The sequence below is a fragment of the Streptomyces sp. NPDC048255 genome, from assembly GCF_040652415.1.
In the GTDB taxonomy this organism is placed as follows: domain Bacteria; phylum Actinomycetota; class Actinomycetes; order Streptomycetales; family Streptomycetaceae; genus Streptomyces.
On record NZ_JBEZMA010000003.1, the window covers coordinates 201,060 to 226,876 of the forward strand.

Sequence of the window (25,817 nt, forward strand, 5' to 3'; positions counted from 1 at the left end):
GTGTCGGGAGGACGGTGGAGGGATCCGCCGCCCCTCCGGTGACCGGACACGCCCCTGAAGAGGAGAACGACATGACCGCCGAGACGGACACCCAGACCACCACCGTCTACCGGGTGACCGGCATGACCTGCGGGCACTGCGAGGGCGCGGTGACCAGCGAGCTCTCCGCCCTGCCGGGCGTCAGCTCGGTCAAGGCCGTCGCCGCGACCGGCGAGGTCACCGTGGTCTCCGCCGCCGTGCTCGCCGACGAGGACGTCCGCGCCGCCGTGGACGAGGCCGGGTACGAGTTCGCCGGCCGGGCCTGAGCACCTCCTCCCTTCGGCAGCACCCGCAGCACCCAGCAGTACGCGGCAGTACCCCGCCGGGCCGTACCGGCCAGCTCATACTGGTTCCGTACGGCCCGGCCCTCCCCCTGGAGCCGGAACATGACCAGCACAGTGCACGACGGGCCCATAGCAGCGGTCGAGCTCTCGATCGGCGGGATGACCTGCGCCTCCTGCGCGGCCCGCATCGAGAAGAAGCTCAACCGGATGGACGGCGTCGAGGCCACGGTGAACTACGCCACCGAGAAGGCCCACGTCTCCTACACCGGGGACGTCCAGGTCGCCGACCTGATCGCGACCGTCGTCAAGACCGGTTACACCGCCGAGGAGCCCGCGCCACCCGAGCCGGAGCCGGCCGCCGACACCCCGGCGACGGCGGCCGTACGCGACCCCGAACTCGGCGCGCTGCGCCAGCGGCTGCTCGTCTCCGCCGCCCTCGCCCTCCCCGTCGTCCTGCTCGCGATGGTCCCGGCCCTCCAGTTCGACAACTGGCAGTGGCTCTCCCTGACCCTCACCGCCCCGGTCGTCGTCTGGGGCGCGTTCCCCTTCCACCGGGCCGCCTGGACCAACGCCCGGCACGGCGCCGCCACCATGGACACCCTGGTCTCGGTCGGCACCCTGGCCGCCTTCGCCTGGTCCCTGTGGGCCCTGTTCTTCGGCCACGCGGGCATGCCGGGCATGCGGCACGGCTTCGACCTGACGATCTCCCGTACGGACGGCTCCTCGGCCATCTACCTGGAGGTGGCGGCCGGCGTCGTCAGCTTCATCCTCCTGGGCCGCTACCTGGAGGCCCGCTCCAAGCGGAAGGCCGGCGCCGCCCTCAAGGCGCTGATGGAACTGGGCGCCAAGGACGTCACCGTCCTGCGCGCGGGCCGGGAGGTCCGCATCCCGGTGAGCGCGCTCGCCGTCGGCGACCGCTTCCTCGTACGCCCCGGCGAGAAGATCGCCACCGACGGCACGGTCGTCGAGGGCAGCTCCGCCGTGGACGCCTCCATGCTGACCGGCGAGTCGGTCCCGGTCGATGTCTCCGTCGGCGACGCCGTCACCGGCGCCACCGTCAACGCCTCCGGCCGCCTGGTCGTCGAGGCCACCCGGGTCGGCGCCGACACCCAGCTCGCCCGGATGGCGCGGCTGGTCGAGGACGCCCAGAACGGCAAGGCCGAGGTGCAGCGCCTCGCCGACCGGATCTCCGGGGTCTTCGTACCGGTCGTACTGCTGCTCGCGCTCGGCACCTGGGTCACCTGGCTGCTGATCACCGACGACCCCGCCGCCGCCTTCACCGCGGCCGTGGCCGTGCTGATCATCGCCTGCCCCTGCGCCCTGGGCCTGGCCACCCCGACCGCACTGATGGTCGGCACCGGACGGGGCGCACAGCTCGGGATCCTGATCAAGGGCCCCGAGGTGCTGGAGTCCACCCGCCGCGTGGACACCGTCGTACTGGACAAGACCGGCACCGTCACCACCGGCCGGATGACCCTGACCGGCGTGCACCCCGCCCCGGGCGTCGAGGAGCACGAGCTGCTGCGCCTGGCCGGAGCCCTGGAGCACGCCTCCGAGCACCCGATCGCCCGGGCCATCGCCACCGGCGCGGCCGACCGGGCGGGCCGGCTGCCGGTCCCCGAGGGCTTCCACAGCCTCCCCGGGCTGGGCGTGCAGGGCGTGGTCGAGGGACATGCCGTCCTGGTGGGCCGCGAGCGGCTGCTGGCCGACTGGTCGATCACCCTCCCCGACGGTCTCGCGGGGGCCAAGGCGGCCGCCGAGGCCGAGGGCGCCACCGCCGTACTGGTGGCCTGGGACGGAGCGGCGCGCGGGGTCCTGACGGTGGCCGACGCGGTGAAGGAGACCAGCGCCGAGGCGGTCGCCCGGCTGCGGGCGCTCGGTCTCACCCCGGTCCTGCTGACCGGCGACAACCGGGCCGTGGCCGAGGCGGTGGCCCGCGAGGTGGGCATCGACGAGGTGATCGCCGAGGTGCTCCCGCAGGACAAGGCGGACGTCGTACGCGGACTCCAGGCGCGGGGCCGTACGGTCGCCATGGTCGGCGACGGGGTCAACGACGCGGCCGCGCTGGCCCAGGCCGACCTGGGCCTGGCCATGGGCACCGGGACGGACGCCGCCATCGAGGCGGGCGACCTCACGCTGGTACGGGGTGACCTGCGGGTGGCCGCGGACGCGATCCGGCTCTCGCGCCGGACCCTGGCCACCATCAAGGGCAACCTGTTCTGGGCCTTCGGCTACAACGTGGCCGCCCTGCCCCTGGCGGCCGCCGGGCTGCTCAATCCCATGATCGCGGGGGCCGCGATGGCCTTCTCCTCGGTCTTCGTCGTGACGAACAGCCTCCGGTTGCGTTCCTTCCGCTAGTGGATCACCTCCCCGGACCGCACACACTTCCTTCACGGGAGACGCAGATCACAGTGATCGCAACGTAACCATCCGGGGTCGGCACGGGTCTAATGGGACGGTGCCAGGAACGTCTTGGGGGGCGTTCCACGGAGGTCTTGGGGGACGTCCGCGGCACCAGCCGGCCGGGACGCGTGCCCGCGGGAAGCTTTGAGCGGCCCTCCCGACCCGAAACGGGTCCCGGCAGACACTGACGCCCCGGTCCGGGTCCCGTGGGGGGAATCCGCTCCGGGGAAAGGAAAGCGCCCCGACCGTCGACCCGTGGGGGGATCGGCGGCGGGGCGCTTTTCGCAAGCCTCGCGTGCGGCCGTGCGGCCGCGGGTGGAGAAGGACCTCGGGTCAGCGGGCCTCGACCGGGACGAAGTCGCGCAGGACCTCACCGGTGTAGATCTGGCGCGGGCGGCCGATGCGGGAACCCGGCTCCTTGATCATCTCGTGCCACTGGGCGATCCAGCCGGGCAGCCGGCCGATCGCGAAGAGCACGGTGAACATCTCGGTCGGGAAGCCCATGGCCCGGTAGATCAGACCGGTGTAGAAGTCCACGTTCGGGTAGAGGTTGCGCTCGACGAAGTACTCGTCGGCCAGCGCGTGCTCTTCCAGCTTGAGCGCGATGTCCAGCAGCTCGTCGCTCTTGCCGAGCGCCGAGAGGACGTCGTGCGCCGCCGCCTTGATGATCTTCGCCCGGGGGTCGAAGCTCTTGTAGACGCGGTGCCCGAAGCCCATCAGGCGGACGCCGTCCTCCTTGTTCTTCACCTTGCGGATGAAGGCGTCGACGTCGCCGCCGTCGTTCTTGATGCCTTCCAGCATCTCGAGGACGGACTGGTTGGCGCCACCGTGCAGCGGACCCCACAGGGCCGAGATGCCGGCGGAGATCGAGGCGAACATGTTCGCCTGCGAGGAGCCGACCAGACGCACGGTGGAGGTCGAACAGTTCTGCTCGTGGTCCGCGTGCAGGATCAGCAGCTTGTCGAGCGCCGACACCACGACCGGGTCCAGGTCGTACTCCTGGGCCGGCACGGAGAAGGTCATGCGCAGGAAGTTCTCGACGTAGCCGAGGTCGTTGCGCGGGTAGACCACCGGGTGGCCGACCGACTTCTTGTACGCGTACGCCGCGATGGTCGGGAGCTTGGCCAGCAGCCGGATCGTCGAGAGGTGGCGCTGCTTCTCGTCGAAGGGGTTGTGGCTGTCCTGGTAGAACGTCGACAGCGCGCTGACCACGGAGGACAGCATCGCCATCGGGTGCGCGTCACGCGGGAAGCCGTCGTAGAAGCGCTTCACGTCCTCGTGCAGCAGGGTGTGCTGGGTGATCTCGTTGCGGAACGACGCGAGCTGGTCGACGGTCGGCAGCTCACCGTTGATCAGCAGGTACGCGACCTCGATGAAGGTCGAACGCTCGGCCAGCTGCTCGATCGGGTAACCGCGGTAACGCAGGATGCCCTGCTCACCGTCGAGGTAGGTAATCGCGGACTTGTACGCCGCGGTGTTGCCGTAGCCGCTGTCCAGAGTGACGAGCCCGGTCTGGGCCCTCAGCTTCGAGATGTCGAAGCCCTGGTCACCGACGGTGCTTTCGACCACCGGGTAGGTGTATTCACCGTCCGCGTACCGGAGTACTACAGAGTTGTCGCTCACGTCATCCCTCACCGACGTAGTGCCTCTTCTTCGAGGTGCCCTGACTGCCTCTACCTTCCCCCATTTGGCGCAGGAGAGTGCACTCGGGGTCGGCGTTTGGTGCTTTTGACGGCACTGAGTGCCGCCAAGCTGCTCATCCTGCCCCCTCCGCACCGGTGGCGGAACCCCAAATGATCGATCATTTAGGTGATGTTTCCCACCGGTATCCGGCCGGACAGCCTGGGCGCCACCGCCGTGTACCTCCTGCCTGCGGAAACGGTACGCACCGCCTGGCCGAGGGCCTTGCGGGACCCGACGAGGACGACCAGTTTCTTCGCCCTGGTCACCGCCGTGTAGAGCAGATTTCGCTGGAGCATCATCCAAGCCCCGGTGGTGACGGGGATCACCACTGCCGGATATTCACTCCCCTGGGAACGGTGGATGGTGACGGCGTACGCGTGGGCCAGCTCGTCGAGCTCCGCGAACTCGTAGCCGATCTCCTCGTCCTCCTCCGTCCGTACCGTCAGGCGCTGTTCGTCCAGATCGAGACCGGTGACCACGCCGACCGTGCCGTTGAACACGCCGTTGGCCCCCTTCTCGTAGTTGTTCCGGATCTGGGTCACCTTGTCGCCCACCCGGAAGACCCGGCCGCCGAAGCGCTTCTCCGGCAGGTCCGGCCGGGCCGGGGTCATGGCCTGCTGGAGCAGGCCGTTGAGGTTTCCGGCGCCCGCCGGGCCCCGGTGCATGGGTGCGAGCACCTGGACGTCGCGGCGCGGGTCGAGCCCGAACCTGGCCGGAATCCGGCGGGCGGCCACGTCCACGGTGAGCCGCCCGGCCTCCTCGGTGTCCTCCTCGGGGAAGAGGAAGAAGTCCGGCAGCCCGTCGGTGATCGGCAGCACGCCCGTGTTGATCCGGTGGGCGTTGGTGACCACGCCCGACTGCTGGGCCTGCCGGAAGATCCGGGTCAGCCGGACCGCGGGCACCGGGCCGCCCTCGGCCAGCAGGTCCCGCAGCACCTCCCCGGCGCCGACGGACGGCAGCTGGTCCACGTCCCCGACCAGCAGCAGGTGCGCGCCCGGCGCCACGGCCTTGACCAGCTTGTTGGCCAGCAGCAGGTCCAGCATCGAGGCCTCGTCGACCACGACCAGGTCCGCGTCCAGCGGCCGGTCCCGGTCGTACGCCGCGTCCCCGCCGGGCTTGAGCTCCAGCAGCCGGTGCACCGTGGAGGCCTCGGCCCCGGTGAGCTCGGCCAGCCGCTTCGCCGCCCGCCCGGTGGGCGCGGCGAGGACGACCTTGGCCTTCTTGGCCCGGGCCAGCTCCACGATCGAGCGGACGGTGAAGGACTTGCCGCAGCCCGGCCCGCCGGTGAGGACGGCGACCCGGCGGGTGAGCGCGAGGCGGACCGCGTCCCGCTGCTCGGGGGCGAGTTCGGCCCCGGTCCGGCCCGCGAGCCAGCCCAGCGCCTTGTCCCAGTCCACGTCCTGGAAGGCGGGCATCCGGTCGTCCTCGGCGTGCAGGAGCCGACGCACCTGGCCCACCAGCGAGAGCTCGGCCCGGTGGAAGGGCACGAGGTAGACGGCGGTCAGCGGGTCCGGGCCGCCCTGCGGATCGGGCACGGACTCCCGTACGACCCCCTCCGGATCGGCGGCGAGTTCGGCCAGGCAGTCGATCACCAGGCCGGTGTCCACCTGGAGCAGCTTGACCCCGTCGGCGATCAGCCGGTCCTCGGGCAGGAAGCAGTGGCCCTGGTCGGTGGACTGGGACAGGGCGTACTGGAGCCCGGCCTTGACCCGCTCCGGGCTGTCGTGCGGGATCCCGACGGCCTGGGCGATCCGGTCGGCGGTGAGGAAGCCGATGCCCCAGACGTCGGCGGCGAGCCGGTAGGGCTGGTTCTTCACCACCGAGATGGAGGCATCGGCGTACTTCTTGTAGATGCGGACCGCGATGGAGGTGGAGACGCCGACGCCCTGGAGGAAGACCATGACCTCCTTGATGGCCTTCTGCTCCTCCCAGGCGGCCCCGATCAGCTTCGTCCGCTTGGGGCCCAGCCCGGGTACCTCGATCAGCCGCTTGGGCTCGCCCTCGATCACGTCGAGGGTGTCGGTGCCGAAGTGCTCCACGATCCGGTCGGCGATCTTCGGGCCGATGCCCTTGATCAGGCCGGAGCCGAGGTAGCGCCGGATGCCCTGGATGGTGGCGGGGAGCACGGTGCGGTAGTTCTCCACCGTGAACTGCTTGCCGTACTGCGGGTGGGAGCCCCAACGGCCCTCCATGCGCAGCGATTCGCCGGGCTGCGCGCCGAGCAGGGCGCCGACGACGGTGAGCAGGTCGCCGCTGCCGCGGCCGGTGTCGACGCGCGCGACCGTGTAGCCGCTGTCCTCGTTGGCGTAGGTGATGCGCTCGAGCACCCCCTCCACCACTGCCTGTTGCACCACCCCGTCGGTTGCCATGGCACGAAGCTACCGTGCGGCGCCGACAGCGCGCCGGGCCTGTGGACGAAGCGGCGGCGCACCCTGCGGAAGGACCTGCGGAAGGACCAAAGGGGGTCCGGCCTCGCGGCCGGACCCCCTCACGGTTACCCCTCCCGTGCCGGACTTCCCGATCCCCCCAGATCCCCTCCCGGAAGTCCCGACGCAACATACGACCCCCGATGCCGGTGGAGGGTTGCACTCTGATCTACAGATTTACCTTTCCGTTACCAAACGCCTACCCAAGGTGCCGGTGAATCGGCACGGAAGTAGCGTTTCGGACATGAGCGAATCTTCATTCCAGGACGACGTGCTCCACGAGCTCGGCGACGACAAGCTGACCGAGATCGCCGGACTGCTCGGCACGGACAAAGACGGCGCCCGCAGCACCGTCACGGAGACCGTCGGCGCCATGACCGGCGACCTCCAGCAGAAGGCCGGCGCCGAGGACGAGGACGGGGTGGAGGTGCGCCAGGCCCTCGCGGAGGTCACCGAGCCCCCGCTCCAGGGCGTGGCCACGCTCGGCGGTGTCGGCGGGATGCTCAGCGGCGGAATGATGGCCGGGGTGCTCGCCAAGGTGGCCAAGCCCGTGGCCAACGCCGTCTCGAAGAAGACCGGCATCCCCGCCCCCACCATCAGCCGGGTCATCGAGATGCTGATCCCCGTGCTGCTGGCGGTCTTCGCCAAGCGCGCGGCCGCAGGAAAGGGCGCGGGCGCCCCGGCCGCCGGAGCCCCCGCCCCCGGAGCTGCGGCCCCCGGCGCGGCCCCGGCGGGCGGCGGCCTGGGCGACCTGCTGGGCCAGATCCTGGGCGGCGGGAAGAAGTAGCGGGCTATCCTCGGAGGCCATGGACACGCCCGAGGCAGCAGCGGTGCGGCTGCGCGATCCCGAGCCCGGCGACCTGGGCTGGATCGTGCAGGCGCACGGGGCGCTCTACGCCGCCGAGTACGGCTGGAACGCCGAGTTCGAGGGCCTGGTGGCCCGGATCGTCGCGGACTTCGCCCAGGACCACGACCCGTATCTGGAACGCGTCTGGATCGCCGAGCTGGACGGCCGCCCGGTCGGCTCGGTGATGTGCGTGCGCGAGGACGGCGCTCCGGGCACCGCCCGGCTGCGGCTGCTGCTGGTGGACCCGGCGGGCCGGGGCCACGGCATCGGCACCCGCCTCGTCGACGCGGTCGTCGCCTTCGCCCGCTCGGTGGGCTACCGCGAGCTGGTGCTGTGGACCAACGACGTACTGCACGGGGCCCGTTCCCTGTACCTGCGGGCGGGCTTCACCCTGGTCGCCGAGCGCCCCCACCGCTCGTACGGGGTCACCCTCACGGGGCAGGACTGGCGGCTGCCGCTGCAGGAGGACTCCCCGCGCTGACGCCCGCACCGGCCCCCGTACGGTCCGGGGCACGGGCCGGGGCCAGTGAGGTGAGCGCCACCCCGCCGACCAGGAGCACCGCCGCCAGCCATCGCGTGCCCGAGACCTGCTCCCCCAGCACCAGCGCCGCCGAGGACATCCCGAACACCGGCACCAGCAGCGAGAACGGGGCCACGGCTGAGGCCGGGTAGCGGCGCAGCAGGTACCCCCAGGCGCCGAAGCCGAACACAGTGGACACCCAGGCGACGTACCCGATGACGGCGAGCCCGGACCAGTCCAGGGCGCGCAGTGCGGCCAGGTCCCGCTCGGGCCCCTCCAGCAGCAGCGAGAGCGCGAACAGCGGCAGCACCGGGACCGTGCACACCCACACCATGAAGTTCAGCGCGTCGGGCGGGGAGGCCTTGCGGGTCAGGACGTTGGAGACGCCCCAGCAGGCGGCGGCCGCGACGACCAGCGCGAAGCCGAGCACCGGCCCGGAGGTCCCCCCGTCCGCCGCGGCCACGGCGATCCCCGCGAGGGCCACGCCCATGCCGAGCACCCGGATCCGGCCCGGCCGCTCGCGCAGCAGCACCGCCGCGAGGACGGCCGTGAACACGGCCTGGACCTGGAGCACGAGGGAGGACAGCCCGGCCGGCATCCCGGCGTCCATGCCGGTGAACAGCAGCCCGAACTTGGCGATGCCGAGGACCGCGCCGACCCCGAGGATCCACTTCCAGGCGACCTTGGGGGGCCCGACGAGGAACACCGCGGGCAGGGCCGCGACGAGGAAGCGCAGGGCGGACAGCAGCAGCGGCGGGAAGTGGCCGAGCCCGATCTCGATGACGACGAAGTTGAAGCCCCAGACGGCGGCGACGAGCACGGCGAGTGCGGTGTGTACGGGACGCATGATCCGAGCATCGGCGCCGCGACAGTGAAGCACCAGCACGGATCTCTTCCGGGATGGATGAAGCATTGCTTACGGGTGGGGCTCCTGCCACGATGGATCCGTGCTCGACCTCGCCCGGCTGCGCGCCCTGCACGCCGTCTCCGTCCACGGTTCGGTCGCGGGCGCGGCGGCCGCCCTCGGCTACACCCCCTCCGCGGTCTCGCAGCAGATCGCCAAGCTGGAGCGGGAGACCCGGACCACCCTGCTGGAACGGCGGGGCCGGGGTGTCGCGCTGACCGAGGAGGCCCGGCACCTGGCGGACACGGCCCAGGAGCTGCTCGCCATCGTCGAACGGGCCGAGACCACCCTGGAGGAGCGGCGCGGGCAGCCGAGCGGGCTGCTGACGGTGGCCGCCTTCGCCTCGGCGGCGCGCGGGCTGCTGCCGGGCGTGCTGGCCGACCTGGCCCGCCGTCATCCGGCGCTGGACGTACGCCTCACGGAGGTGGACCCCCACCTGTCCGTGGACCTGGTGGCCCGCGGCGTGACCGATCTGGCGGTGGCCCACGACTGGGACATCGCGCCCCTGCCGGCGCCCGAGGGGATCGAGCAGGCGGTGATCGGGGACGACCTGTGCGAACTGGTGGTCCCGGCCGGGCATCCCTTCACCACCCGGCGGGCCGTCAGCCGGGCCGAGCTCGGCGGTCAGCGCTGGGTGTGCCAGCCGCCCGGCCGGGTCTGCCACGACTGGCTCGTACGGACCCTGCGCACGGCCGGCTTCGAGCCCGACATCGCGCACGTGGCCGAGGAGAACCACACCATCGTCGCCCTGGTCGCGGCCGGGCTCGGGGTGGCGGTCGTCCCCCGGCTGGGCACCGGCGCGCTGCCGCCCGGAGCGGTGGCCGTCCGCCTGGAGCCGGGCCCCGTACGGCGGCTGTACGCCCTGTGGAGGACCGGGGCGGCCCGCCGCCCGGCGATCACCGAGGCCGTACGGGTCCTGCAGGAGCACTGGGCCGCCCAGCCGGAACCGTCGCGGCCGGGGCCCACTTCCGGGGGACCTCCCGAGTGTCCCTGACGCCCCGGGGCCCGGCCCGGCAGTAGGGTCCGGCGCGTGCCGAACGAAGCCTCCCGCCGGACCCTGCTCACCGCGGCCGCCATGGTCGCCGTCACGGCCGCCGGGGCCGCCTCCGCCGCCGTCGGGGGCAGTCCCGCGTCCGCTCCCGACGACTCGCGCAACCCCGGCCGGGACCCCCTGGACCGCCCGGGCCGGCGGCCCGACCGGGCCCGGCTGCGCCGCCTGGTGGAGGGGATGAGCCTGGCCGAGAAGGTCGGGCAGCTGTTCGTCTCCCGGGCCTACGGGCATGCGGCGACCGACCCCGATCCGGCGGACGCCGAGAAGAACCTGGAGCTGTTCGGGGTGCGCACCGGGGCCGAGCTGGTCGCCCGCTACCACCTCGGCGGGATCATCTACTTCGCGTGGGCCCACAACACCCGTACCCCGCACCAGATCGCCGAGCTCTCGGCCGGCCTCCAGCGGGCCGCCCTGGACAGCGGCGCGCGGATCCCGCTGCTGCTCTCCACCGACCAGGAGCACGGCATCATCGCCCGGATCGGCAGGCCCGCCACCCTGTTCCCGGGGGCGATGGCGCTGGGCGCCCTGCACGGCGCGGCCGGTGCCACCGGTGAGGTCCGCCGGGCCGCGCACATCGCGGGGACCGAACTGGCCGCCATGGGCATCCGGCAGGACTACGCGCCGGTGGCGGACGTCAACGTCAACCCGGCCAATCCGGTCATCGGCGTCCGCTCCTTCGGCTCGGACCCGCGCGCGGTGGCGGCTCTGGTCGCCGCCCAGGTCCGCGGCTACCAGGGCGCCGGGGTGGCGGCCACCGCCAAGCACTTCCCCGGCCACGGGGACACCGAGACCGACAGCCACGTCGGCCTGCCGGTCATGCGCCACACCCGTGCCGTCTGGGAGGAGCTGGACGAGCCGCCCTTCCGGGCCGCGGTGGAGGCGGGCGTGGACGCCGTCATGACGGCGCACATCGTCTTCCCCGCGCTGGATCCCTCGGGGGACCCGGCGACCCTCTCCAGGCCGATCGTCACCGGCATCCTGCGCGAACGCCTGGGTTTCCGGGGGGTGGTGGTCACCGACGCCCTCGACATGGCCGGGGTCCGTCAGAAGTACGGGGACGACCGGGTGCCCGTACTGGCCCTGAAGGCGGGCTGCGACCAGCTGCTGAACCCGCCGGACCTGGGACTCGCGCACCGCAGCGTGCTGGCCGCCGTCGAGGCGGGCGAGCTGACGGAGGAGCGGATCGAGCAGTCGGTGCTGCGGATCCTGGAACTGAAGGTCCGCCGGGGCCTGTTCGAGGAGGCGCGGCCCACGGCGCAAGGGGTGGACCGGGCGGTCGGCATCCCGGAGCACCTGGCCGCGGCCGACGAGATCGCGGCCGGTACGACGACCCTGCTGGCCAATCCGGTGAAGCTGCTCCCGCTGGACGCGGCGGCGGGCCCCCGGCTGCTGGTCACCGGGACCGACCCGGCCTCCCCCAGCGGTACGACGGGGCCCCCTACGGCCGTACTGGCCCGGGAGCTGACCGCCCTGGGCTGCCGGGCCGCGGCGACGCCGCCGGCCCGCGCGGTGGCCGGGGCGCCCGGCCACACGGCGGTCCTGGTGTGCACGTACAACGTCCCCGAGGGGGACAGCGCCCAGCGCACGCTGGTGACGGAACTGCTGGCCACCGGGGTGCCGGTGGTCGTGGTGGCGGTCCGCAACCCGTACGACCCGGCCCGGCTGCCGCAGTGTGCCGCGGAGCTGGCGACGTACTCCTGGACCGACGTGGAGATGCGGGCGGCGGCCCGGGTGCTGACCGGGGCGGTGCGCCCCTCGGGCCGCCTCCCGGTGCCCGTCCCGGGCCGCTACCCGCTGGGCCACGGACTGACCTACTAGTCCGTGGCCCGGCGGGGAGATGCCCCTACGGGCGCAGCTGCGGCTCGCGCTCCAGGTCGCGCTGGTCGAGCTGCGCGTCCGGCGCCGCCAGCGGCGCCGCCTTGCCGGCGTCGGCGAGCGCGGCGGCCGGGGCGACCCCGGCCCACTTGAGGATCTTCGCGGTCGCGAGGGCCTTCTCGCCGTCGAGGAGCTGGGCGACGTTGGCCCCGTGGTTGGCGCCCGGCGCGGTCATGACGTAGCTGTCGCGGACCTTGTAGCCGAGGTGGAACGGCTCGGCGCCCCAGGGGTCGTTCTGCCCGTACACGAACAGCATCTGGTTCGCGTTGTCGCGCACCCAGGTGTCGATGTCCTTCATGGCTCCCGGCTGGAAGGTCATGGGGATGTCGCGGGGCACGAAGTTGCGCGGCGGCTGGTAGCCGTAGCGGCTCAGGCCCTTGAGGTGCGGCTGCTTGATGTCCGGGGAACCGAGCTGGGTGCCCGCCTGGTAGTAGTACGGGGTGTACGTCGCCAGGCCCTGGTCGGAGTAGGCGGAGAAGCCGGAGATCGCGTCGATCGTGTCCCAGATCTCCTGGTCCGTGGCGGTGGCGGCGGCCGGGATGGCGGCGCAGTCGGCGAGCAGGCTGTACTGCCAGAAGGCCCACACGTAGTCGAGCACGACGGCCTCGTAGGCCTTGTCGAGGTCGCCGACCGTGGTGAAGGTCCAGCCGTTCTCGGCGGCGGCGACCGCGTACTTGGCCTCCAGCGGCTCGCGGCGTACGAGCGCCTCGCGCTGCACGGCGTTCAGCCGGTCGCGGCACTCCTTGGTGCCGACCTTGGCGAAGAACCGGTCGTAGGCCGAGTCCTCGTTGTTGACGACGTCGTTGGGCGCGACGTACGCGACGACGCCGTCCATGTCGCGCGGGTAGAAGCGCTCGTAGTAGGTCGCCGTCATGCCGCCCTTGCTGCCGCCCGTGGCCAGCCAGTTCTTGGTGTAGATCTTCTTCAGGGCGGTGAAGATGCGGTGCTGGTCGCTGGCGGCCTGCCAGATGTCCAGGTTCGCCCAGTTGGCCGCGTCGGGCCGGGAGGGCGTGAAGAACCGATACTCCATGGACACCTGGTTGCCGTCGACGATGGTCGTCGGCTCACTGCGGCGCGGGTTGGTGTTGACGTTGTAGCCGGAGGTGAAGAACACCGTCGGGCGCGAGACGTCCTTGTGCAGCAGGGTCAGGCGCTGCTTGAAGGTGCCCTTCCACGGCTGCCGGTGGTCGACCGGCTGCTCGTAGTTCAGTACGAAGAAGCGGTAGCCGGGGTACGGCTTCTCCTCGATCAGGCTCATCCCCGGAATGCCGAGGATCTGGTCCTTGATGTCCGTGGCGGCCGCCGGCGTGGCGGCGGTGGCCGCATGTGCCGTGGAGCCGGCCGCACCCATGGTGCCGATCAGCACCACGAGCGACAGCAGCCATCCGAGCGTCTTGCGCATTCACCCTCCCCTTGAGTTCACTTCGGTCGCCGTGAACCTAGCCGGGTCAACACGCTGCTGAACAGACCTAGTTGGGTCGCACCCTCAGCACAGGATCCAGCCGGAATCAGCCGATCCGCCGCTCACGTCCCCCTTTACATACACACAGCGGCTGATCGCACCGACGACGACGGGCCCGGCATAACGGGTGAATCGCCCGGAGTCCCGGACAGGGACCCCGCCGCGCGGCTGGATGCTCACCGTCATCTGCCGGCGCTTCCCGGGCTCGCGGGCCACCGTCACCGCACAGGCCTGGTTGCGGCTCTTGTACACGCGCACCTCACCCGTCGCGAAGGGCAGGGTCTTGGCCAGCCGGCCCGCACAGCCCCCCGTCGCGGCCTGCGCGGGCGGCGCCGAGAACAGCCCGCCGACGCTGAGCCACAGCGCCGCCCCGAACACCCCCAGGACCGCGACCCGCCGCCCGCGCCCCTTCCGCCCCTTCACCACCGCGTCCCCCGATCGGTCGTACGTACAACGAACGCACGCACGTACGACGCCCGTACCTCCCCGAAGGTTGCAGTGGGCAAGGACATCGGATCGGGTTCCGGGCCCCTGCGCACCGGCCGGTCATACCTCGTAAGAGTGCATCCACAACTCCCTGGCGGGAGAGCGGGAGTTCACGATCAGCGAGGAGATTACGCTAGGTGACCAGTCACCAGCTCACCGTAGCCGCGAAAGGCCACTCACATGACGACCGATCTCCTCGACCGCAAGCTGGAGCGCGCCTTCACGCACCTGGACGCCGACGGGAGCGGGGTCATCGACGAGCACGACATCATCGCGCTCGGGTCCCGGCTGCTGTCGGCCCTGGCGGAGCCCGCCAACTCGCCGAAGGCCACGCAGGTGATGACCGGGCTCGTCGACTTCTGGCAGGAACTCTTCACCGAGCTGGACCTCGACCGGGACGGCAAGGTCACGCCCGAGGAGTACAAGCTGGGCATGACGCGGCTCTACGCGGACGGCGGTCCGGCCTACGACCGCTCCTTCCGGCCGATGGTGAAGGCCTTCCTGACGGTCGTGGACACCGACGGCGACGGCCTCATCAGCCCGGAGGAGTTCCACAAGGGCCAGGAGGCCTTCGACACGAGGCTGAGCCTGGCCGACACCGAGGCCTTCTTCCGGCGGATCGACGCGGACGGCGACGGCACCCTGTCCGTGGACGAACTCCTCGCCGCCGTCCGCGAGTACTACACGAGCACCGACGAGGACGCCCCGGGCAACCTGCTCTTCGGCGAACTCTGAGCCACGGGCCGCGGCCTGGACCACGGGGGCCGCAAGCCGCGGTCGTCCCCCGTCAGGCCGCGGCGCGCTCGTCCTCTCCGGCGAAGGTGCGCCACAGCTCCGCGTACCGGCCGCCGCGGGCCAGGAGTTCGGCGTGGGTGCCGTCCTCCACGACCCGGCCGCGGTCCATCAGCACGACCCGGTCGGCGCGGGCGGCGGTGGTCAGCCGGTGGGCGACCACCAGGGTGGTCCGCTTGCCCGCCAGCCGGTCGGTGGCCTGGTTGACCTGGGCCTCGGTGGCCAGGTCCAGCGCGGCGGTGGCCTCGTCGAGGAGCAGCACGTCCGGGTCGACGAGTTCGGCGCGGGCGAGCGCGATCAGCTGGCGCTGCCCGGCGGAGAGGTTGCGGCCGCGCTCGGCGACGGTGTGCAGGTAGCCGCCGTCGAGGGTGGCGATCATGTCGTGGGCGCCGACCGCGCGGGCGGCGGCCTCCACCTCGGCGTCGCTCGACTCGGGCCGCCCGTAGGCGATGGCGTCGCGGACGGTCCCCTGGAAGAGGTAGGACTCCTGGGGGACGACCCCGAGCCGGTGGCGGTACGCCGTCAGGTCGAGCTCCCGCAGGTCGGCGCCGTCGGCGGTGATCCGGCCGGAGGTCGGATCGTAGAACCGGGCCACCATCTTGACCAGCGTGGACTTGCCGGCTCCGGTCTCGCCGACGAAGGCGACGGTCTGCCCGGCGGGTATGCGCAGGCTGATTCCGGCCAGCGCCTCCCCCTTCTCGCCCCGCTCCTCGGCGGTGCCGTACTGGAAGCGGACGTCCTCGAAGGCGATCTCGCCGCGCAGCTCCGGCACCTCGCGGGGGTCGGCGGGGCGCGGCGTGGTGGTGGGCTCGCGCAGCAGACCCTGGATCCGGCCGAGGGAGACGGTGGCCTGCTGGTAGCCGTCGAAGACCTGGGAGAGCTGCTGCACGGGGGCGAAGAACAGGTCGATGTAGAGCAGGTAGGCGACCAGCGCGCCGGTGGTCAGGGTCCCGGCCTCCACCCGGCCCGCGCCGACGATCAGCACGGCGGCCGCGGCTCCCGAGGAGAGCAGCTGGACGAAGGGGAAGTAGACCGATATCAGCCACTGGCCGCGGACGCGGGCCTGGCGGTAGGAGTCGCTGCGCTCCGCGAAGCGGGCGGCGCCCGAGCGCTCGCGGCGGAAGGCCTGCACGATGCGCAGCCCGGCGACGGACTCCTGGAGGTCGGCGTTGACGAGGCTGACCCGGTCGCGGGCGAGTTCGTACGCGGCGACCGACTTGCGGCGGAACACGATCGTGCCGATCACCAGCACCGGGAGGGTGGCGAAGACGATCAGCGCCAGCCCGGCGTCGAGGACGAGCAGGGCGACGAGGATGCCGAAGAAGGTGAAGACGGAGACGACGGCGGTGACGAGTCCGGTCTGCAGGAAGGTGGCCAGGGCGTCCACGTCGGTGGTCATCCGGGTCATGATCTTGCCGGTCAGCTCACGCTCGTAGTAGTCGAGTCCGAGTCGCTGGAGCTGGGCGAAGATCTTGACGCGGAGGGCGTAGAGGACGCGCTCGCCGGTCCGGCCCGTCATCCGGGTCTCGGCGAACTGCGCGGCCCACTGCCCGACGACCACCACGAGGGCGACGGCGGCGGCCGCCCAGACGGCGCCGAGGGCGGCCTGCTCCACCCCCTGGTCGATGCCGTACCGGATCAGGATCGGCAGGAGCAGCCCGGCGCCCGCGTCGGCGGCGACGAGGCCCAGGCTGATGGCGAGGGGCGCCCAGAACCCGCCCAGCAGCCGGCGCAGGCCGTAGCTCTCCTCGGCGGCCGCGGCCCGCGTCTCGTCCACGTCGGGCGTGTCGTCGGCGGGCGGCAGCGCGGCCACCTGCGCGAGCAGTTCGGGGGTGGCGGGCATCCCGGCGACGGACCCGGCCATGGAATGCCCCGGGGCACCGCTCCCGCCTGCGGGAGCGGCGGCCGCAGCGCCCGGACCGGCGGCTCCGGCGCGCTCCTCCTGGCGCCGCCACAGCTCGGGGGTGATCCCGCCCGCGACCCTGCGCTTGGCGTTGACCGGCTCGGAGTCGATCTCGGCTTCGAGTTCGATGTCCCGTTCCAGGTCCTGCGCGCGGTCCCGCTCCACGTCGCGCTCGAACTCGCCCATCGGCAGCGCCTCGGGGGTCCGCGGCGAGGCGACCCCGAGGGCGTCGGGGTCGGTGAGCAGCCTGCGGTACAGGGCCGAGCGGCGCTCCAGCTCCTCGTGCGTGCCGATGTCTGCGAGCCGCCCGCGGTCGAGTACGGCGATCCGGTCGGCCAGGGCGAGCGTGGAGCGGCGGTGGGCGATGAGCACGGTGGTGCGGCCGGCCATGACGGCCCGCAGCGCCTCGTGGATCTCGTGCTCGACGCGGGCGTCGACGGCCGAGGTGGCGTCGTCGAGGAGCAGCAGCCGCGGGTCGGTGAGGAGGGCGCGGGCGAGCGCGATGCGCTGGCGCTGGCCGCCGGAGAGGGTGAGCCCCTGTTCGCCGACCTTGGTGTCGTACCCGGCGGGCAGGGCCCGGATGAAGCCGTCCGCCTGGGCGGCGCGGGCGGCGGCCTCGACCTGTTCGTCGGTCGCGTCCGGGTGCCCGTAGGCGAGGTTCGCGCGGATGGTGTCGGAGAAGAGGAAGGAGTCCTCGGGGACCAGCCCGATGGCGGCGCGCAGCGAGGCGTAGGTCAGGTCGCGGACGTCGTGCCCGCCGACGCGGACGGCGCCGCTGTCGGCATCGTAGAAGCGCGGCAGGAGCAGCGAGAGGGTGGACTTGCCGCTGCCGGAGGCGCCCACGACGGCGACGGTCTCGCCTGCCGCGACGGACAGGGAGAACCCGTCGAGGACGGGCCGCTCGGGGTCGTACCCGAATACGACCCGGTCGAACTCGACGGTCGCCGGCGCGTCGGCGGGCAGGGTGTGGGTGCCCTCCGCGATGACGGGTTCGGTGTCGATGAGCTCGACGACCCGCTCGACGCCCGCGCGGGCCTGCTGCGCGACGGTGAGGACCATGGCGAGCATGCGGACGGGGCCGACGAGCTGGGCGAGGTAGGTGGAGAAGGCGACGAAGGTGCCGAGGGTCACCTGTCCCCTGGTGGCCATCCAGCCGCCGAGGGCCAGGATGGCCACCTGCCCGAGGGCGGGTACGGCCTGGAGCGCGGGGGTGTACCGCGAGTTGAGGCGGATGGAGCGCATCCGCCCGGCGAACAGGCGCCGTCCGGCGGCGCGCAGCTTGCCGGTCTCCTGCTCCTCCTGCCCGAAGCCCTTGACGACGCGGACGCCGGTCACCGCTCCGTCGACGACGCTCGCGACGGCGGCGGCCTGGCTCTGGGCGTACCAGGTGGCGGGGAAGAGCTTCTTGCGGCTGCGCTTGGCGATGAACCAGAGGGCGGGTGCCATGAGCAGGGCGACGAGGGTCAGCAGCGGCGACAGCCACAGCATGATGCCCAGGGATATCCCGAAGAGCAGGAAGTTGCCGATGGTCATCGGCAGCATGAAGAGGAGGCCCTGGATCAGCTGGAGGTCGCTGGTCGCCCGCCCGACGACCTGCCCGGTGGACAGCTCGTCCTGCCGCCGCCCGTCGAGCCGGGCGATGGTGTCGTACATGTCGGAGCGCAGGTCGTGCTGCACGTCGAGGGCGAGACGCCCGCCGTAGTACCTGCGTATGTAGGTCAGTACGTAGACCAGGAGCGCGGCGCCTATGAGCAGACCGGCCCAGAGCCCCATGGGCTTGCTCCGGTCGCCGATGACGTCGTCGATGATGACCTTGGTGACCAGCGGTACGAGGGCCATGACGGCCATGCCGGCCAGCGAGGATCCGAGCGCGAGCAGGACGTTGACCTTGTACCGCCAGGTATAGGCGGCGAGCCTCCTGCCCCAGCCCTGTTTGTCCCCAGCCGCCGTCTGCGCCGCCGCCACGTGGTGCCTCCCCGTTGGTCCTGTCCTGCCGCCTCCCCCAACACGCCGACCGGCGGATTTCATCCCGACGCAACAATCGAACGGGTTTACGCGCGGGTCCGCGACCGGAGGCGGCCCGGCTTCACCCGATCGGCCGCGCGTTTGGAATCACGGGCTCCCGGGGACCGCGACGGCATGCCGAGACCTCGTACACCTCAGCAGCAGCGCGCACTGCGCCGGCGCCGGCGCCGCGAGCGCCTGCGCGCGAAGCGGCCCGTGCCCCCGCACTACCCGGCGGGCCTGCTCGTGGCCGCCCTGGTCCTGATGCCCCCGTGGGGGATCCCCGCGGTCATGGAGTGCGACTGGCCGAAGGCCCGCAGGTGGTGCGCGGGGATCCTGTCGGCGACCTGGATGCTGGCCGTCACCCTCTACGCCGAGGTCATCTGAGGCGCATCGGACCCTCCGGCCCTGCGGCCCGCCGGGCGGACCCTAAAGGTGGGTCGGGGCGAACATCCTGAGCGTGGCCGGGAGCAGCAGCAGCGAGGGTCCTGGAGTGGCGAGGGCCTTCTTCAGGTCGTCCTTCAGCGATTGCGGGGTCGTGGTGGCCGCCGGGACGCCGAAGGAGGCGGCCAGGGCGACGAAGTCGGGGCGGGTGAGTTCCGTGCCCGTGGCGCGGCCGAAGGAGTCCGTCATGTACTCGCGCAGGATCCCGTAACCGCCGTCGTCCACGATGAGCCAGGTGACGTCCAGGTCGTGCTGGCGGGCCGTGGCCAGCTCCGCGATCGAGTACATCGCGCCGCCGTCGCCGGAGACCGCCAGGACCGGGGTGCCGGGCTCCGCCACGCACGCGCCGAGGGCCGCCGGGAAGGCGTAGCCGAGGCCGCCCGCGCCCTGGGCCGAGTGCATCGTGTTGGGGTGCTTGGCGTCGAAGGCCGACCACGCCCAGTAGGACAGGATCGTCATGTCCCAGAAGGACGGGGAGCGGGCGGGCAGGGCCGCACGGATCGAGGTGAGGAGCTGCTGCTCCAGGCCCACGTCCTGGCCGGACAGCCGCTCGGCGATGTCCGAGAGGACCAGCTTGACGCGGTCGGGGGCGTACGGGTCCTCGCGTACGGGGACCGTCTCCAGCAGGGCCTGGAGCGCCAGGCGGGCGTCCGCGTGGATGCCCAGCCCCGGGTGGTTGGACTCCAGCTTGCCGAGGTCGGCCTCGATCTGGATGACCCGGCCGGTGGGGAAGAAGGTGTGGTAGTTCGAGGACAGCTCGCCCAGGCCCGAGCCGACGACCAGCAGGACGTCCGCATCCTCCAGGAAGTCGGTCATGTGGCGGTCCTCCAGCCAGGACTGGAGGGAGAGCGGGTGGGTCCAGGGGAAGGCGCCCTTGCCGCCGAAGGTGGTGACCACGGGCGCGTTCAGCCGTTCGGCGAGCTGCTTGAGCTTGCCCGCGGCGTCGGCGCGGACGACCCCGCCGCCCGCGACGATCACCGGGCGGGCGGCCTTCGCCAGCCAGTGCGCGGCCACCGCCGTCAGCTCGGGGCGCGGAGCCAGCTCGTGCGGGGTCGCGTCCATGCCCGTGACCTGCGGGACGAGGGTCTCGGCCCGCAGGACGTCCTCGGGGATCTCCACCCAGACGGGGCCGTGCGGGGCGGTGAGCGCCGACTCCCAGGCCTCGGCGACCACCGAGGGGATCTGGGAGGGGGTGCGGGCCACGTGGACGGACTTGACCACGTCCCGGAAGGAGGCCGCCTGGTCGCGCAGCTCGTGCAGATGGCCCCGGCGGCCGCCGCCCAGGCCCGCGACCGGTACCTGGGAGGCGATCGCGAGCACCGGCGCGGACGCGGCCGCCGCCTCGGCCAGGGCCGGCAGGGCCATCAGGGCGCCCGGGCCGGTCGACAGCAGCAGGGGCACGGCCTCGCCCGTGATCCGGCCGTAGGCGTCGGCGGCGAAGCCGGCGTTGTTCTCCGTACGCAGGCCGATCAGCCGCAGGTCGGAGCGGCCCACCGCGTCGAACATGCCGAGCGCGTGCTGGCCGGGCAGCCCGAACACGGTCGTCGCGCCGAGCGAGCGCAGCGTCTCCACGACCAGGTCCCCGCCCGTGCGGCCCGGCGGCGGCGCGAGTGCGGCCGCCGTCTGGGCCTCGGTGGGACGGAGTACCAGGTCGTGGTCGTGCGTCACGGTGCTTAGTTGCCCTTCGCCTTCGCCGCCGCGATCTGACGGCTCATGATCGTGGTGAGCTCGTACGCGGTGTGCGAGGCCGCGACCGAGGTGATCTCGGCGTGATCGTACGCCGGGGCGACCTCGACGACATCCGCCGAAACCAGGTTGCAGGAGGACAGGCCGCGGATGATCTCCAGCAGCTCGCGGGAGGTCATGCCGCCCGCCTCGGGGGTGCCGGTGCCGGGCGCGTGGGCCGGGTCCAGCACGTCGATGTCGATGGAGATGTACAGCGGACGGTCGCCGATGCGCTGGCGCAGCTGGTCCGCGACCTCGTCGGCGCCGCGCCGGTAGACGTCGGCGGAGGTGACGATGCCGAAGCCCATCTTGGCGTCGTCGTCCAGGTCCTGCTTGCCGTAGAGCGGGCCGCGGGTACCGACGTGGGAGAGCGCCTCGGTGTCGAGGATGCCCTCCTCGACGGCGCGGCGGAACGGGGTGCCGTGGGTGTACTCGGCGCCGAAGTAGGTGTCCCAGGTGTCCAGGTGCGCGTCGAAGTGCAGCAGGGCGACCGGGCCGTGCTTCTTGGCGACGGAGCGCAGCAGGGGCAGGGCGATGGTGTGGTCGCCGCCGAGGGTCATCAGACGGGAGCCCGCGCCGAGCAGCTCGTCGGCGGCGGCCTCGACCGTCTCGACGGCCTCGTTGATGTTGAAGGGGTTCACGGCGATGTCGCCGGCGTCGGCGACCTGCGCGAGCGCGAAGGGGGAGGCGTCCTGGGCCGGGTTGTACGGGCGCAGCAGGCGCGAGGCCTCGCGGATGGCGTTGCCGCCGAAGCGGGCGCCGGGGCGGTAGGAGACGCCGGAGTCGAAGGGCACGCCGACGACGGCGACGTCGGCGGAGCCGACCTCGTCGAGGCGCGGCAGCCGGGCGAAGGTCGCGGGGCCCGCGTAGCGCGGGATGCGGGAGGAGTCGACGGGGCCGCGCGGCTGCGTGCTCATGGGGGGTGCCCTTCTGAAGGTCCTACGAGTGCGGTGCTTCGAGCGTAAGCCGGTGCCCACAAGGCGGCGAAGTGTACGTTCTATCCATAGAAGGTCCCCGACCTGTACGGAGTATCCATGGAAGCCCCGCCCACCCCTCCGGTGCCGCTCGGCGCGCTGCTGCGCGACCGCGAGCTGGGCCTGGCGCACCTCGCGGGGCCCGCGGGAGCCGAGGTGCACGGGGTGCACGCCTCCGAGATGGCCGACCCCTCCCCCTACCTGCTGGGCGGCGAGCTGCTCCTGACGGCCGGCACCGCCCCGGGCGACGCCGAGGCCTACGTCGCCCGGCTCGCCGGGGCCGGGGTCGCGGCGCTCGGCTTCGGCGTGGCGCCCGTGCACGAGCAGGTGCCGGCCGGCCTCGCCGAGGCCTGCGACCGGTACGGGCTGCCGCTGCTGGAGGTCCCGCCGGGGACCCCCTTCACCGCGGTGGCCCGTACGGTCTGGCGGCTGATGGCGGAGGCCCGTACGCGCGAACTGCGCCGGGTCACCGAGGCCCAGCAGTCCCTCGCGGCGGCCGCGGCCCGCCCCGACCCGGTCCGTTCCGTACTGTCCCGCCTGGCGGCAACCCTGACCGGCTGGGCCGCACTGCTCCCCCCACAGGCCGAGCGCGCAACCCAGGCCGAACCCTCGACAGCGGCCGCCCCGAACTCCCGGAGCCAAAGCGTGGGGTGGGGACACGCCGGAGGGTCCCCGCAGGACGAGCGCGCAACCCGGGCCGAACCCCCGACAGCGGCCGCCCCGAACTCCCGGAGCCAGAGCGTGGGGTGGGGACACGCCGGAGGGTCCCCGCAGGACGAGCGCGCAACCCGGGCCGAACTGACGCAGCCGGACCCAAGTGCGCGAGCCGAGGAGACCCTCCGGCGGGGCCCCACCCCACCCCGCACCCCGACTGCCCCCGGCCCCGCGGCCACGACGGCCACCCCCGCCACCCCGGCGGAGCCATTCGCCGCCGCCGGCCCCGCCCCCGCCCCGGACGCGCTCGCCGCCCTCTCGGCACTGGCCCGCCGGGTCGCGCCCGGCACCGTCACCACGGCCACCGACACCCTCGGCGGCACGCACCTGGCCGCCTACGCCGTCGGCGGCGGCCACGTGCTGGCCCTCGCCACCCCGGCCCGGGCCCCGGGCGACCACACCATCGCCTCCGTCGCGGCGGTGCTGCTGACCCTGCTCACCGCGCACCGTCCGGCCAGGACAGAGGCCGCCGCCCTCACCCGCCTGCTCCTCGACCGCGACCCCGCCTCCGCCCTGCCGCCAGGCCCCTGGCACGTCGTGCTCGCCCACGGCTCCGGCGACCCGCAGGCCCTCGCGGCAGCGCTGGGCACCGTACTGCTGGACGCGCGCGGGGACTCCGTACGCCTGCTCACCGACCGCGAGCCCGGCCCGCAGCCCGGCTGGCGCCTCGGGGTGAGCGCACCGGCCGCGCCCGCGGAGCTGCCCACGGCCGAGGCGCAGGCCCGGCGGGCACTGCGCCGGGCGGAGGCGGCCCGCACCGCGCTGGCCCGCCACACCGACGGCGGCCTGGGCACCCTGCTGGACCCGGCCGAGGCCCGCGCCCACGCCGAGGCCCTGCTCGGACCCCTGTCGCCCGCCCTGCGCGAAACCCTCCGCGCCTGGCTGGCCCACCACGGCAGCTGGGACCGCACCGCCACCGCCCTGTCCGTCCACCGCAACACGGTCCGCCAGCGCATCGCGCGCGCCGCGGCGCTCCTCGCCACCGACCTCGACGACCCGGACACCCGGATGGAACTGTGGTTTGCGCTACGTACTCTGGACACGCAGGACAACCCGCCGGTAACTTAATTGAGCAAGCGCTTAGACATCTGCCATCAATTGAGCAACCACGACGGCGCGCAGCCACCTCCGCGAGAGCGGCGGCGGTTTAGCCGCAAAAGGGAGGCCGGCCGTGCGCCGTACCGTTTTCAACGAGGACCACGAGGCGTTCCGCGAGACCATCCGCGCCTTCATCGAGGCCGAGGTCGTCCCCGTCTACGACGAGTGGTTCCAGGCCGGCCAGGCGCCGCGCGAGTTCTACTACCAGCTCGGTGAGCTGGGCGTCTTCGGCATCAACGTCCCCGAGGAGTTCGGCGGCGCGGGCCTGGACACGCACAAGTTCGAGGCCGTGCTCTACGAGGAGACCTCGCGCGCGGGCGTGAACTTCGGCGGCTCCGGCGTGCACGTGCTGCTCGCCCTCCCCTACATCAAGATGCTCGCCGACGACGAGCAGAAGAAGCGTTACCTCCCGAAGTTCGTCTCCGGCGAGGAGATGTGGGCCCTGGCGATGACCGAGCCGGGCACCGGCTCCGACGTCGCGGGCATGAAGACCACCGCCAAGCTCTCCGAGGACGGCACCCACTACGTCCTCAACGGCGCCAAGACCTTCATCACCGGTGGTGTGCACGCCGACCGCGTGATCGTCTGCGCCCGCACCTCCGCCCCCTCGGCCGAGGACCGCCGCTTCGGCATCTCCCTGTTCGCCGTGGACACCAAGTCCGAGGGCTACTCCATCGGCCGCAAGCTGGACAAGCTCGGCCTGCGCACCTCCGACACCGCCGAGCTGGCGTTCGTCGACGTGAAGGTCCCCGTCGAGGACCTGCTCGGCGAGGAGAACAAGGGCTTCTACTACCTCGGCGCCAACCTGCCCTCCGAGCGCTGGGGCATCGCCTTCGGCGCGTACGCGCAGGCCAAGGCCGCCATCCGGTTCGCCCAGCAGTACGTGACGGAGCGCACCGTCTTCGGCAAGCCGGTCGCGCACTTCCAGAACACCAAGTTCGAACTGGCCGCCTGCCAGGCCGAGGTGGACGCCGCCGAGGCGGTCGCCGACCGCGCGCTGGAGGCCCTGGACGCCGGTGAGCTGACCGCCGCCGAGGCCGCCTCCGCGAAGCTGTTCTGCACCGAGGTCGCGCACCGCGTCATCGACAAGTGCCTCCAGCTGCACGGCGGTTACGGCTACATGAACGAGTACCCGATCGCCCGCCTGTACGCCGACAACCGCGTGAACCGCATCTACGGCGGCACCAGCGAGGTCATGAAGTCCATCATCGCCAAGTCGATGGGCCTGTAAGGAACTCAGAGGAATCCGGGTCCCCCGGACCTACCCTTCCCCCATGAACGAGGCACTGACGTCGCTCCTCGATCTGCTCGACCTGGAGCAGATCGAGGAGAACATCTTCCGCGGTACCAGCCGGCCTTCGCTGGTACCGCGCGTCTTCGGCGGTCAGGTCGCGGCCCAGGCGCTCGTCGCGGCCGGCCGGACCGTCCCCGCGGACCGCACCGCGCACTCGCTCCACTCGTACTTCCTGCGCACCGGGGACACGGGCGCGCCCATCGTGTACTCGGTCGACCGGATCCGCGACGGGCGCTCCTTCACCACGCGCCGGGTCGTCGCCGTCCAGCACGGCCAGCCGATCTTCCACCTCTCCGCGTCCTTCCAGACGTACGAGGAGGGACTCGACCACCAGGCCGCCATGCCCCCGGCCCCCGATCCGGAGACCCTGCCCACCGCGGCCGAGTCCCTGCCCGCGTACCGGGAGATCTTCCGCGACCCGGGCACCGTGGAGCGCCTGATCGAGGCCCGCGGCGCGGTGGACCTGCGGTACGCCACGACCCCGCCCTGGGGCAGCATCGGCGAACCGGTGGAGCCGCGCACCCAGGTGTGGTTCCGCACGGCCGGCAAGCTGGAGCGCGACGACGCCCTGCTGCACACCTGCCTGGCCACGTACGTCTCCGACATGACCCTGCTGGACTCGGTGCTGCTCGCGCACGGCCGGGGCGGCTGGGCGGTCGGCGACGTGGTCGGCGCCTCGCTGGACCACGCCATGTGGTTCCACCGGCCGTTCCGCGCGGACGAGTGGCTGCTGTACGACCAGGAGTCGCCCTCGGCGGCGGCGGGCCGGGGCCTGGGCCAGGCCCGCATCTGGACGCAGGACGGCCGCCTGGCCGTGACCGTCATCCAGGAGGGTGTCGTACGCGTCCCGCGCGGCTGACCGGGGATGCCGTCACGGCGTCCCCGCCCG

The 25,817-nt window shown here is 72.6% G+C and carries 18 protein-coding genes and 1 pseudogene; 11 read left to right on the forward strand and 8 right to left on the reverse strand.

Translation table 11 applies throughout. From position 1 onward, the window contains the following. Positions 1-71: 71 nt before the first annotated feature. Positions 72-305 carry a cation transporter gene (locus tag AB0D94_RS04800; RefSeq protein WP_362045480.1) on the forward strand — a complete coding sequence of 78 codons (234 nt, stop codon included), beginning with the start codon at positions 72-74 and terminating at the stop codon, positions 303-305. 120 nt (positions 306-425) lie between these two features. Then, entirely contained in the window at positions 426-2,681 is a 2,256-nt protein-coding gene (locus AB0D94_RS04805; RefSeq protein ID WP_362045483.1) for a heavy metal translocating P-type ATPase, read from the forward strand. A gap of 378 nt (positions 2,682-3,059) precedes the next feature. Here the strand turns inward: AB0D94_RS04805 and AB0D94_RS04810 are convergent, their stop codons facing one another. Continuing rightward, on the reverse strand, positions 3,060-4,349 hold the full coding sequence (locus AB0D94_RS04810) for a citrate synthase (protein ID WP_031149943.1): 1,290 nt from the start codon (positions 4,347-4,349) through the stop codon (positions 3,060-3,062). Positions 4,350-4,531: 182 nt separating this feature from the next. Then, positions 4,532-6,763, reverse strand: coding sequence for an ATP-dependent RecD-like DNA helicase (locus AB0D94_RS04815; RefSeq protein ID WP_362045800.1), 2,232 nt, complete (start codon positions 6,761-6,763; stop codon positions 4,532-4,534). Positions 6,764-7,079: 316 nt separating this feature from the next. Here AB0D94_RS04815 and AB0D94_RS04820 point away from each other — a divergent pair, with 316 nt between their 5' ends. After that, entirely contained in the window at positions 7,080-7,622 is a 543-nt protein-coding gene (locus AB0D94_RS04820) for a DUF937 domain-containing protein (protein WP_362045488.1), read from the forward strand. Positions 7,623-7,671: 49 nt separating this feature from the next. Beyond that, positions 7,672-8,163, forward strand: a pseudogene (locus AB0D94_RS04825) (GNAT family N-acetyltransferase); the annotation flags it as partial. On the opposite strand, the gene AB0D94_RS04830 reads toward AB0D94_RS04825, so the two are convergent. Then, positions 8,114-9,049, reverse strand: coding sequence for an EamA family transporter (locus AB0D94_RS04830; protein WP_362045491.1), 936 nt, complete (start codon positions 9,047-9,049; stop codon positions 8,114-8,116). The pseudogene AB0D94_RS04825 and the gene AB0D94_RS04830 sit on opposite strands and share 50 nt — an antisense overlap. A gap of 100 nt (positions 9,050-9,149) precedes the next feature. Between AB0D94_RS04830 and AB0D94_RS04835 the strand changes: the two genes are divergently transcribed. Beyond that, positions 9,150-10,100, forward strand: coding sequence for a LysR substrate-binding domain-containing protein (locus tag AB0D94_RS04835; RefSeq protein WP_362045494.1), 951 nt, complete (start codon positions 9,150-9,152; stop codon positions 10,098-10,100). 36 nt (positions 10,101-10,136) lie between these two features. Continuing rightward, the gene (locus AB0D94_RS04840) at positions 10,137-11,975 is read left to right on the forward strand and encodes a glycoside hydrolase family 3 N-terminal domain-containing protein (protein WP_362045497.1); all 1,839 of its coding nucleotides are present in this window, start codon (positions 10,137-10,139) and stop codon (positions 11,973-11,975) included. 25 nt (positions 11,976-12,000) lie between these two features. On the opposite strand, the gene AB0D94_RS04845 is transcribed toward AB0D94_RS04840, so the two are convergent. Together AB0D94_RS04845 and AB0D94_RS04850 are read right to left on the reverse strand one after the other, a co-directional pair. After that, positions 12,001-13,434, reverse strand: a complete 1,434-nt coding sequence (locus tag AB0D94_RS04845; RefSeq protein ID WP_362045500.1) for an aminopeptidase — start codon at positions 13,432-13,434, stop codon at positions 12,001-12,003. Positions 13,435-13,518: 84 nt separating this feature from the next. Beyond that, a complete protein-coding gene (locus tag AB0D94_RS04850) occupies positions 13,519-13,917 on the reverse strand; it encodes a hypothetical protein (protein ID WP_362045503.1) in 399 nt (132 codons plus the stop codon). Between the two features lie 243 nt (positions 13,918-14,160). Here AB0D94_RS04850 and AB0D94_RS04855 point away from each other — a divergent pair, with 243 nt between their 5' ends. Beyond that, on the forward strand, positions 14,161-14,715 hold the full coding sequence (locus AB0D94_RS04855) for an EF-hand domain-containing protein (RefSeq protein ID WP_362045506.1): 555 nt from the start codon (positions 14,161-14,163) through the stop codon (positions 14,713-14,715). Positions 14,716-14,767: 52 nt separating this feature from the next. Here AB0D94_RS04855 and AB0D94_RS04860 read toward each other — a convergent pair whose 3' ends face one another. After that, positions 14,768-18,640, reverse strand: coding sequence for an ABC transporter ATP-binding protein (locus AB0D94_RS04860; RefSeq protein WP_362045509.1), 3,873 nt, complete (start codon positions 18,638-18,640; stop codon positions 14,768-14,770). Between the two features lie 174 nt (positions 18,641-18,814). Between AB0D94_RS04860 and AB0D94_RS04865 the strand changes: the two genes are divergently transcribed. Then, the gene (locus AB0D94_RS04865; RefSeq protein ID WP_362045512.1) at positions 18,815-19,066 is read left to right on the forward strand and encodes a hypothetical protein; all 252 of its coding nucleotides are present in this window, start codon (positions 18,815-18,817) and stop codon (positions 19,064-19,066) included. 42 nt (positions 19,067-19,108) lie between these two features. Here AB0D94_RS04865 and AB0D94_RS04870 read toward each other — a convergent pair whose 3' ends face one another. Then, the gene (locus AB0D94_RS04870) at positions 19,109-20,791 is read right to left on the reverse strand and encodes a thiamine pyrophosphate-binding protein (RefSeq protein WP_362045515.1); all 1,683 of its coding nucleotides are present in this window, start codon (positions 20,789-20,791) and stop codon (positions 19,109-19,111) included. A 5-nt stretch (positions 20,792-20,796) separates the two neighbouring features. Next, positions 20,797-21,765, reverse strand: coding sequence for an agmatinase (gene speB, locus AB0D94_RS04875; RefSeq protein ID WP_008741599.1), 969 nt, complete (start codon positions 21,763-21,765; stop codon positions 20,797-20,799). Positions 21,766-21,882: 117 nt separating this feature from the next. Between speB and AB0D94_RS04880 the strand changes: the two genes are divergently transcribed. The 3 genes from AB0D94_RS04880 to AB0D94_RS04890 all read left to right on the forward strand — a co-directional run bounded on the left by AB0D94_RS04880 (position 21,883) and on the right by AB0D94_RS04890 (position 25,787). Next, positions 21,883-23,604 carry a PucR family transcriptional regulator gene (locus AB0D94_RS04880; protein ID WP_362045519.1) on the forward strand — a complete coding sequence of 574 codons (1,722 nt, stop codon included), beginning with the start codon at positions 21,883-21,885 and terminating at the stop codon, positions 23,602-23,604. A gap of 103 nt (positions 23,605-23,707) precedes the next feature. Beyond that, positions 23,708-24,865 (forward strand): acyl-CoA dehydrogenase family protein, encoded by a 1,158-nt coding sequence (locus AB0D94_RS04885; RefSeq protein ID WP_362045522.1) that lies wholly within the window; start codon positions 23,708-23,710, stop codon positions 24,863-24,865. 43 nt (positions 24,866-24,908) lie between these two features. Next, positions 24,909-25,787, forward strand: coding sequence for an acyl-CoA thioesterase II (locus AB0D94_RS04890; protein ID WP_362045525.1), 879 nt, complete (start codon positions 24,909-24,911; stop codon positions 25,785-25,787). Positions 25,788-25,817 lie beyond the last annotated feature (30 nt).

What these genes read in the sequence shown, in the direction of transcription:
- AB0D94_RS04800 (WP_362045480.1), top strand. Translation starts at nt 72, where the DNA reads ATGACCGCCGAGACGGACACCCAGACCACCACCGTCTACCGGGTGACC.
- AB0D94_RS04805 (WP_362045483.1), top strand. Translation starts at nt 426, where the DNA reads ATGACCAGCACAGTGCACGACGGGCCCATAGCAGCGGTCGAGCTCTCG.
- AB0D94_RS04820 (WP_362045488.1), top strand. Translation starts at nt 7,080, where the DNA reads ATGAGCGAATCTTCATTCCAGGACGACGTGCTCCACGAGCTCGGCGAC.
- AB0D94_RS04830 (WP_362045491.1), bottom strand. Translation starts at nt 9,049, where the DNA reads ATGCGTCCCGTACACACCGCACTCGCCGTGCTCGTCGCCGCCGTCTGG.
- AB0D94_RS04845 (WP_362045500.1), bottom strand. Translation starts at nt 13,434, where the DNA reads ATGCGCAAGACGCTCGGATGGCTGCTGTCGCTCGTGGTGCTGATCGGC.
- AB0D94_RS04855 (WP_362045506.1), top strand. Translation starts at nt 14,161, where the DNA reads ATGACGACCGATCTCCTCGACCGCAAGCTGGAGCGCGCCTTCACGCAC.
- AB0D94_RS04865 (WP_362045512.1), top strand. Translation starts at nt 18,815, where the DNA reads ATGCCGAGACCTCGTACACCTCAGCAGCAGCGCGCACTGCGCCGGCGC.
- speB (WP_008741599.1), bottom strand. Translation starts at nt 21,765, where the DNA reads ATGAGCACGCAGCCGCGCGGCCCCGTCGACTCCTCCCGCATCCCGCGC.
- AB0D94_RS04880 (WP_362045519.1), top strand. Translation starts at nt 21,883, where the DNA reads ATGGAAGCCCCGCCCACCCCTCCGGTGCCGCTCGGCGCGCTGCTGCGC.
- AB0D94_RS04890 (WP_362045525.1), top strand. Translation starts at nt 24,909, where the DNA reads ATGAACGAGGCACTGACGTCGCTCCTCGATCTGCTCGACCTGGAGCAG.